Origin of the sequence: Microcoleus sp. PH2017_05_CCC_O_A, assembly GCF_020738785.1 — a bacterium.
GTDB lineage: Bacteria > Cyanobacteriota > Cyanobacteriia > Cyanobacteriales > Microcoleaceae > Microcoleus.
In genome coordinates this window covers 1-6,590 of the sequence record NZ_JAEQCB010000228.1, presented here as the reverse complement: position 1 = coordinate 6,590, position 6,590 = coordinate 1, and the positions used below count along the sequence as shown (strand labels likewise).

The window sequence follows — 6,590 nt, the reverse complement described above, 5'->3', positions numbered from 1 at the left end:
GTATCCACAACCAGCGAAGTTTGCATCCGCATCCCGACGCTAATTAAGTGGTGGTGAACTGCACCAACTGCTAGCAAGGGGGGAATGTAAGTGCATTCATCACTCAATCCCACAGCAGCAGATTCGCCTTTTTCCTGCGATGGTCGATCGCTCAAAATCAGAATTCTTGCGCCCGATCGAATTGCCTCCACAGCATCTTGACAAAGTTGCTCGACTGCGCTTTGCAAACCAGCAGGCCCGGAAGTAATTTTGTAAAGAGTTGACAGTTGCTTTGCAGGGAAAGACTTTTGGTCTTTCAAGAAAGACAGTTCACCGTCGTTGAGTACGGGGGAATCAATTTTGAGCAGCTTGGCATTTTCCGGTGTTGCTTGCAGTAAATTGCCGCGCAAACCCATATTCATTGTCAGCGACATCACCATCCCCTCGCGCAGGGGGTCGATCGGCGGATTTGTCACTTGAGCAAACCGCTGTTTGAAATAGTTATAAAGTAACTGAGGCTTTTCTGACAACACAGCTAAGGGAATGTCATCGCCCATGCAGAAAGTCGGTTCTTTTCCAGAACTTGCCATCTCCACAATTACCATATCCAAATCTTCGGCGGTGTAGCCAAAAGCAGTTTGGGTGGCTAACAGGGCTTGCGAGTCGAGGGTTGCGGTTTCGGCAAAAGGCTGCGGTTGCAAGGTTTCGCGGTGTTGTTTGAGCCATTCGCCGTAGGGGTGCCGCTTCGCAATCCGCTGTTTTAGCTGCCAATTTTTGAGAATTTCCTTGGTTTGCAAGTCCACTGCAATCATTTGTCCGGGCCCCAAGCGGCCTTTTTCGACGATATCTGCTTCGGGAATATCGACAACTCCGGCTTCGGAGGCGACAATTACCAAACCGTCTTTAGTAATGCAGTAGCGGGCTGGACGCAAACCGTTGCGATCGAGCGTAGCACCTACTTGCTTGCCATCGCTAAATACCAACAGCGCCGGGCCATCCCAAGGTTCTTGAATACCGCTGTAATATTCGTAAAAATCGACAATTTCGGGATAGGGAACCAAATCCGGCTGATTTTTATAGGCTTCGGGCACCATAATTGTCAGCGATTCCAGGGGCGATCGGCCCGAGTGCACCAACATTTCCATCACGTTGTCCAAGTTTGCCGAATCGCTGCTTTCGGAGTTGACAATGGGATTGAAGGTGTCGATGTCGGCTTGAGTCCAATTCGGGTGAGATAAATTGGCTTGTCGCGCTTTCATCCAGGTAATATTGCCCAACAGCGTATTAATTTCGCCGTTGTGTCCCAGCAAGCGCATGGGTTGGGCTAGGTGCCAGCGGGGCATGGTGTTGGTGCTGAAGCGGCGGTGATAGACGGCAAAGGCGCTTTTATAAGCGGGATTTTTCAGATCGAGGTAAAATTCTCCGAGTATTGCCGATCGCACCATGCCTTTATAGACGATCGTGCGGGAAGAAAAAGAGCAACTATAAAAGTCTTGGCGGGTGAAGCCTGGGCGATCCGATAGCGAGTGTCCGATCGTGCGGCGGGCGAGAAATAACTGTCTGTCGAGCTCATCTCCCTGCAAATTCGGTGAACTTACGATGATTTGTTCAATTTGAGGTTGATTTTCTCGTGCTTGCGGGCCCAAAACCGACGGTACAACGGGAACTTTGCGCCATCCCACCACAGTGAAACCGCGTGCTTTCACAACTTCCTCAACCACCTGCCGCGCGGTATTGGCTTGACTTTCATCTTGAGACAGAAACATCATTCCTACCCCGCAGTTTTCCTGTGGTGGAGGCACAATTCCCTGTTCGGCAAACCAAGTATGCAACAATTCCCAAGGAATTGCAGTCATCAAACCTGCGCCGTCGCCAGAATCGGAGTCTGCACTGCAACCGCCGCGATGTTCCAGACAAGTTAAGGCTGGGAGGGCTTTTTGAATAAGTGAGTGCGTAGCTTCGCCGCTTTGATTGGCAATAAACCCCACACCGCAGGCATCTCTTTCTTCCACTAACCAGTTTTGGCCGGCAAATGGAGTTCCTCGCTCAGTTTGATGCACGTTGCTGTTTAGATCGATCGTGTTACCCATGTTGATTGAATGTTATTTCTGTGATTGTGTGGTTGATTTGTTTTTATAGCTCGGAGAGAGAATGCTGCCGAGCGGTGGGAGTCTAGTAAATCTTAAAACAGCACATAGCAAGCTGATTCGATAAAAATTTACGTAGATGCTTCCTGTACGTAACGCGGAAACCCTGTTTGGAGATTTTAAATTATCTCGATCGCATCGCTTCGGAGATATCTCGCAAAATACGCTGCGGTTAAAAAGCAGCGATCCTTTGATAAATTGCCGCCCTGCAACTAGATATATTGGGGGCGATCGAGTTTTTTGCGTGTTTTTTCCTGAGTCCGCTCGATCGCCTTGCAGCGAACATCAGTAAATAGTAACTTTAGCTTTATTTTGTTCACTGCGGTGTTTAGTTGCTTTCGTCAGCGCCCCAGACATAAAAGACACCTGCTCGCGGGCGTGAGTAGGTGCAAGTAGTGTTGTAGCAGCGAGGCTCACAACTAATTAAACCCTGCCTTAATATTATGCAACTAACTACAGCCAACTACACAGCCAAAGAAATTAAGATTATCCAATAAAATTAGAATTTTTTACCGTTGTGCTATAAGACAGGCGTTTTTGAAGGTTAATGGTTTTAGGTTTCCAGAATAAAAAAATGCACATTAGACAAAAACGGCTAGTAGCAGCTAACAGAAGGCGATCGAGTGTTTGGCCCTGGATATTGTCAGTGTCGATTTCACCCGTACTGGCGACGATCCTTCTGTACTCAGTCTGGAATCAATCTGCAACAGCCCAAGAGAGTCGGAGTGGCACAGGCATCTTGCCTGTGGCCCAAAAGAGCGGGCTAGAAGCCCACCCCACAAACAAAGGCTTGATAAATGGTGGCACAGGCATCTTGCCTGTGGCCTCTGGGGGCATCTTGCCTGTGGCCTCTGGGGGCGGGCAAGATGCCCACCCCACAAAGAAAGGCTTGATAAATAGTGGCACAGGCATCTTGCCTGTGGCCTCTGGGGGCGGGCAAGATGCCCACCCCACAAATAGCTTGATGGATAGTGGCACAGGCATCTTGCCTCTGTCCAAGAATAGTGCAAAGTCTGAGTTAAAACTGATGACTCAATCTATACCGCCAGTTGCCACAATCAAACAAGGTCGCCAAATCTCCCTCAACGGGCGGATCATTCCCTTAGCTTGGACTCAACAGCCAACAAACAGCAATTCTGCGAACATCCGAACTTGGATTGCCGACATTGGCTTAATGCAATCTGCCGGAGTCGATTTGCTGTCCACCGCCGACAGTACCAAACAACCTGTACAGTGGTTTTCCGTATCTTTAAGTAATGCTCAAAGTTTGACAGTGCGATCGACTGGTGCGTATCGTTACTTAGATATTACCGATTTTGCTAAACTTGCCGGTTGGCAAATATCGATCGACAATAATCTCCTAAAAATCACCACTCAAACCGCAAATGTCACCGGAATTCGGCAAGCAGCCAGAGAAACGGGCGATCGCATTGTTCTCGATCTCGATCGCGCCGCCCCGTGGCAAGTTAACTTTGTGGATACACCCAGCCCATCACCAACAGACGACCCCACAAAACCCGCTATCCCTTTGCAGGTCAGCCCCGTAACACCAAACCTCGAAACACCAGACGACCCGACAAAACCAGCATTCTCGCAGCCGCTAGCACCCGTACAGGCGATCGCCAGTCAAGAATGGTCGATCGCGATCGATGCCAAAGTCGATCGCACTTTGGGCGATCGCATTTTTGCAACCAGTCAGCAATTGCGATCGCTAAAAATCGAACCTGCGGGGAATCAAACCAGAGTAAAAGTACAAATTCCCTTAGGCTGGCGGCCGCAAGTTTTCAGTTTAGGAAATCCCCATCGATTAGTAATCGACATTCGCCCAGACTCGTTAGTAGAAAAAGACATTGCTTGGGCGGCGGGCGTGCGATGGAGACAGCAGTATCAAAAATTAGGAACTGCTCGTTTCCCCGTATACTCCTTAGAAATAAATCCGCGTCAATCCGGTGTGAAAATTCGACCGTTGTTGAGCAATCCGCCGACAGAGAAAGGTAGTGCACCTTTATTACAAACAGCGGAACTTTCGGGAACGGCTGCTGCAATTAATGCGGGATTTTTCAATCGCATCAATCGACTAGCTTTAGGTGCGATTCGGCGGGATACTAAATGGCTTTCCGGGCCGATATTGAATCGCGGGGCGATCGCTTGGAACGATCGAGGCGAATTTGCGATCGATCGTTTAACTTTGCAAGAAACTTTGATAACTTCTGCGAATCAACGTTTATCTATTTCCCAGTTAAATAGTGCCTACGTGGAATCTGGAATCGGTCGTTACAATCCCGATTGGGGAGGGACTTATACTCCGTTTTCCGACGATGAAATAGTTGTCACAGTTGCGGGCGATAGAGTTGTCAGTCAATCCCCCGGAGGTGCCACGGGAAAAACCAATTTTCCAATTCCAGGGAACGGTTATATTTTAGCTTTGCGTTCCGATTTGTCCCCTGCATCCCAATTGCTAGCAGGAAATTTATTGCGTTTAGAAACTAATACAATTCCGGCAGATTTCAACCGCTTTCCCTACATTCTCGGTGGCGGGCCGGTGTTGGTACAAAACAGTCGAGTGGCTGTGGATGCGAAGGCGGAAGGGTTTAGCGATGCGTATGTTCGACAGACAGCGATTCGGAGTGCGATCGGGCGAACTGCTGCGGGGAATTTGCTAATTGTAGCGGTGCACAATCGCGCGGGCGGGGCCGGCCCAAATTTCGCGGAACTGGCGCAGATATTGCAGCAAATGGGTGCTGTGGAGGCTTTAAACTTGGATGGGGGAAGTTCGACAAGTTTGTATTTGGGAGGCAGTTTGCTCGATCGCCCGCCGTCTACTGCTGCGAGAGTCCATAATGCGATCGGCATTTTCATCCAACCATAAATCAATCAAAAAAAGGTTCGATCGTTCGGACTTCATATCAAATCCGGTAGCATGGGAATTGTTAATCTCTCTATTCTCTCTGTGTCCTCTGCGTTCTCTGCGGTTAAATCATTCCGATGCAACCGGAAACGATATCAGTCCTTCTTTCTGAGGACTCAAGTCCTGACTGCAAACTTAATTGGCGATCGCGCGAACAAACCTTCGCAAAGTTGTAGCATAGCGATCGCCAGCGACCTCCATTAAATCGTTGTGTCCGGCGCGATCGACCCAAAAATTAAGTTTCGGCTGCTTAGCAGCCGCAAAAAGCTGCTCTCCGTGCCAAAACGGCACCACCCGATCTGCCTTACCGTGAATTACTAAAACGGGCGATCGTACTTTACCAATTTTATCAACATTCAAAAACTTATCGAACGGCAAAAGCGGAATCTGCGTCAACACCCGAAAAACCGAAACAAACGAACTTTCAACCACCAAACCGCCCACAGATTGCCGCGCAGCCAAATCAACAGCAGGCCCGCCACCAACAGAACGTCCGTACAGAATAATCTGCTTAGGCGGAACTCGCAACTGTTCGGTTAAATAACCGTAAGCCGCCGAACTATCGCGATAAACATTATACTCAGAAGGCTTTCCCTGACTCGTACCGTAACCTTGATAATCGTAAGCAAATACAGCAAACCCGCTATCTCGAATCTCTCGCAAAACCGACCAAATATATCCCAAATCCTCTGCATTGCCGTGACTGTAAAGTATGGTATATTGGGCTTGGGGGTTCGGAAAATGAACAGCAGAAATTTTCAGACCATTAGCTGAGCTAAGTTTAATGATTTCGCTGGTATCCTGGTAGCCAGCAGCGGGAGGTTGAAAAATCAACCTGTCTGAAAAAAAGACTGCGTAAAGACACAGAAAAGCGTAGATAAAAATTATAGAGCTAAAGACTCGTTGGACAGAGAATTCCCCGAAAAGTAAAAGGTTCATATTTTTTTTATTCCAATTTGCCATAACTCAATGCCCATAATTTAATAAGATTTAATTGAGACTTTGTTCATTGCGAGAAAAAACATGGCACTACAATACCCCGATGACCTAAAATACCTAGACACTCACGAATACATCCGACTCGAAGGGGAAATAGCCACGATCGGCATCAGTTCCTTTGCAGTTGACCAACTCGGTGATATTGTGTTTCTAGATTTGCCTGAAGTCGGTGCAGGGTTGGAAAAGGGCGAACCATTCGGTACAGTCGAGTCAGTGAAAGCAGTTGAAGACTTGAAAGCGCCTGTGACTGGTACAGTCGTAGAACGCAATGATGACATTATAGAGTCTCCCGAAAACTTGGCAGAAGATCCCTACGGCGCTGGCTGGTTTCTGAAAGTGCGCGTTGACAACGCTAGCGATGCGGATGATGCTTTGTCGGTTCAAGACTATCGCAAAATGGTAGAAGGGGAGTAGGGCATGGGGCAAACAGGGCATGGGGCATGGGCCAAACAGGGCATGGGGTTTGAAACTGTAACTTAATTTATGGACAAAGCTACCCATCCTTGACTATTTGGGTAGCTTTGTCCGCAACTCGGGCGATCGCACGAGACTATTTG

The 6,590-nt window shown here is 48.4% G+C and carries 5 protein-coding genes; 3 read left to right on the top strand and 2 right to left on the bottom strand.

The window, feature by feature from the left end:
• Window positions 1-2,069 (bottom strand): glutamate synthase central domain-containing protein (locus JGK20_RS32055; RefSeq protein ID WP_293233505.1); only part of this gene is annotated, 2,069 nt, incomplete at its 3' end.
• Between the two features lie 136 nt (window positions 2,070-2,205).
• On the opposite strand from JGK20_RS32055, the gene JGK20_RS32050 reads away from it, so the two are divergent.
• Together JGK20_RS32050 and JGK20_RS32045 are read left to right on the top strand one after the other, a co-directional pair.
• Complete coding sequence (locus tag JGK20_RS32050) at window positions 2,206-2,418, top strand: hypothetical protein (RefSeq protein ID WP_293193262.1); 213 nt, start codon at window positions 2,206-2,208, stop codon at window positions 2,416-2,418.
• A 282-nt stretch (window positions 2,419-2,700) separates the two neighbouring features.
• Complete coding sequence (locus JGK20_RS32045; RefSeq protein WP_293233503.1) at window positions 2,701-4,995, top strand: phosphodiester glycosidase family protein; 2,295 nt, start codon at window positions 2,701-2,703, stop codon at window positions 4,993-4,995.
• Window positions 4,996-5,169: 174 nt separating this feature from the next.
• Here the strand turns inward: JGK20_RS32045 and JGK20_RS32040 are convergent, their stop codons facing one another.
• On the bottom strand, window positions 5,170-5,997 hold the full coding sequence (locus JGK20_RS32040) for an alpha/beta hydrolase (protein WP_293233501.1): 828 nt from the start codon (window positions 5,995-5,997) through the stop codon (window positions 5,170-5,172).
• A gap of 60 nt (window positions 5,998-6,057) precedes the next feature.
• On the opposite strand from JGK20_RS32040, the gene gcvH reads away from it, so the two are divergent.
• Window positions 6,058-6,447: a glycine cleavage system protein GcvH gene (gcvH, locus tag JGK20_RS32035; protein WP_293184463.1), complete on the top strand. Its 390-nt coding sequence runs from the start codon at window positions 6,058-6,060 to the stop codon at window positions 6,445-6,447.
• Window positions 6,448-6,590 lie beyond the last annotated feature (143 nt).

Bases quoted from the DNA above. Each gene is read 5' to 3' on its own strand.
- gcvH (WP_293184463.1), top strand. From the start codon at position 6,058: ATGGCACTACAATACCCCGATGACCTAAAATACCTAGACACTCACGAA.
- JGK20_RS32045 (WP_293233503.1), top strand. From the start codon at position 2,701: ATGCACATTAGACAAAAACGGCTAGTAGCAGCTAACAGAAGGCGATCG.
- JGK20_RS32050 (WP_293193262.1), top strand. From the start codon at position 2,206: ATGCTTCCTGTACGTAACGCGGAAACCCTGTTTGGAGATTTTAAATTA.
- JGK20_RS32040 (WP_293233501.1), bottom strand. From the start codon at position 5,997: ATGGCAAATTGGAATAAAAAAAATATGAACCTTTTACTTTTCGGGGAA.